Annotated in this window: 2 protein-coding genes and 2 pseudogenes; 1 reads left to right on the top strand and 3 read right to left on the bottom strand. The window is 40.1% G+C overall.

Going from position 1 to position 2,151, the window contains the following annotated elements; genetic code table 11:
- The 3 genes and pseudogenes from AC1DWN_RS32775 to AC1DWN_RS32765 form a co-directional block, all read right to left on the bottom strand.
- Nucleotides 1-1,067, bottom strand: a 1,067-nt coding sequence (locus tag AC1DWN_RS32775; RefSeq protein WP_477563018.1) for a spore germination protein, incomplete at its 3' end; no start/stop codon positions are given.
- A 151-nt stretch (nt 1,068-1,218) separates the two neighbouring features.
- Nucleotides 1,219-1,419 carry a YiaA/YiaB family inner membrane protein gene (locus AC1DWN_RS32770; RefSeq protein ID WP_477563019.1) on the bottom strand — a complete coding sequence of 67 codons (201 nt, stop codon included), beginning with the start codon at nt 1,417-1,419 and terminating at the stop codon, nt 1,219-1,221.
- Nucleotides 1,420-1,503: 84 nt separating this feature from the next.
- Nucleotides 1,504-1,641: pseudogene (locus tag AC1DWN_RS32765) on the bottom strand (YiaA/YiaB family inner membrane protein); the annotation flags it as partial.
- A gap of 208 nt (nt 1,642-1,849) precedes the next feature.
- On the opposite strand from AC1DWN_RS32765, the pseudogene AC1DWN_RS32760 reads away from it, so the two are divergent.
- A pseudogene (locus AC1DWN_RS32760) lies at nt 1,850-2,151 on the top strand (two-component sensor histidine kinase); the annotation flags it as partial.

Raw genomic sequence — 2,151 nt, 5'->3', positions numbered from 1 at the left:
TCCATAATCGGATGGAACGGAACGCGGGTTCTCGTCTCCGCAATCGACAAAATGAGCTGTAAAGGGATAACTTCGTAATTGAAAGAAATAAGCGCAATATATGCAGCTGGAAGAAACAAAGCAATAAATAAGGCTAAAAACCGCAGGAGCCGAATAAAAGAAGCGATCAGCCATCTGCTGCTGTAATCGTCCACGCTTTGAAAAAAGGATACAAAGATTGTCGGAGCAATCAGCACAGTTGGAGACTTATCCACAACGACAGCGAACCTTCCTTGAAGGATATGGGAAGCTGCACTGTCAGGTCTTTCAGTCAATATAAATTGTGGAAAAGGCGAGTAGGGATTATCCTCGATGAATTCAACTAACTCCCCTGTATTACAGATGGCATCTACATCAATCTGTTTAATTCGTGTTTCTAGTTCCTTGAGTACATCCTTATTGGCCACGTCATCTAAATATAGGATCGAAACCTTAGTTTTACCGCGTTCCCCAACGATTTGCTCCTTAATTTTCAATTCACGGTGTGGTATATACCTGCGAATTAATGCAATATTTTGGCCACCGGTTTCCACGAAGCCCACATGTGCCCCTCGAAGGGATGCTTCAACTTTAGTGTCTTCAATCGACCTCTGCGGCCATCCTTTCGTATCAAAGATGTAAGCTTTCGGTTGGCCATCGACAAAAAGTACACTATCTCCAAGGAGTATTGCATTTTCAACCAGATTCAAGTCCAATACCACACGAAAGTCCCCGACACTCACCGCTTCGTTCACTTCAAACTGCTTATCGGGAGCATTATGGATTAATTCCTGCAAAATATTATTGTCAATAGAGGTCATATCAACCATACCGTTTATATAAGCAAGTGCTGCAGAAGCTTCCTGCTGATCCTTTTGAAACTTCCGAATAAAAAAATCGGGAGCTAGATTGAAAATTTGTTGAAGGTGTTTGATGTTAGCCGATAAATCATCTTTAATAGGAACAGCATCAACGGAAGCTGGTTTGTTGATTGTTTTTCGATATTTGGAATTGTTACCTCTCATCAATAGCTTTAGTAATGAAAACATCGATAATCATCCTATCCTTCGTAATTAGTGGTTTTTCTGGTTGAAAAGGAAATGGCATTTTTAGGATAACCTAAAGCTCTAGATAGATACATTTAACAAAAAAAACCTCCCGCTCTTTTGTAAGAGCGAAAGGTTTTTGAGTGCGTTTCAGTTAGGCATCTATTTCTTCATTCGTGTTCATGTGTAATTTATCTTCTTCATTATCACGAATCGTCTTTTGTAGAACGAGACAAGCGACAATCAGAAAGGCGCCAGCAATTGCATAATAGCCTTTCACATATAAGGGCTCTTCGAGTGTGTAAATACCGATATATTGAGCGAGGATCGCGATAATAAAGCCTGCCCATGCCATGAAGGAGAAAGCAGCGGTGTTTCTAGCTCGATAGCTTGGATTGTAATCCTTCAGAAATTTGTCTTCATCGTTGTCCCTTGCTACCTTTTGCAGGAGGAAGGACGTTATGATCAGAAGAACTCCAGTTACCGCATAATAGCCTTGAACGGACATAGGCTGCTCAAGTGTGTAAATCCCGATAAACTCAAATCCGCAAGCGATAATAAAGGCCGCCCAGGCCATAAAGGTATAAGTAGGGGTATTGCGACGACGATAAAAGTTAGCTGGCTTGCGAACATGACTAGTTTCCATTAGAAAGCCTCCCGAAATGATAATATGTTGATGTCTTTAGTTTACAACATATTTCCAAATGCGGAAGTACTATTTAATCATGGTACCAACATGTGCTAATATTTGGACTAACTAAACTGGCTTGTATAAGGGTGAGATTATGTCGATTCGTATTAAGCTATTATTATCTTTTACCGGTATGTTCGTTATAAGTTTGCTATTTATCATGCTGAYGGCAAGTCTTTATACGATCGCTTCCACGGGGGATGTACACAGTTTTCGGGATATTTATAAAGTGCATTATCAGATTAATCCTTTAACCGAGCAAGGAGAGTCTATTTTCTTAGAGCTGAAATTTATGGCTAAGAATGACCCGGATGAACTTCAGAACAAAGAATTATTGAAGGACTACGACTTTAAGCTTAGAGCCGAGAAATCAGGATTATATGTAAGGAGAGAGAG

The organism is Paenibacillus sp. P4_A7 (assembly GCF_056402455.1).
This window is presented reverse-complemented; position numbering and strand designations above follow the sequence as displayed.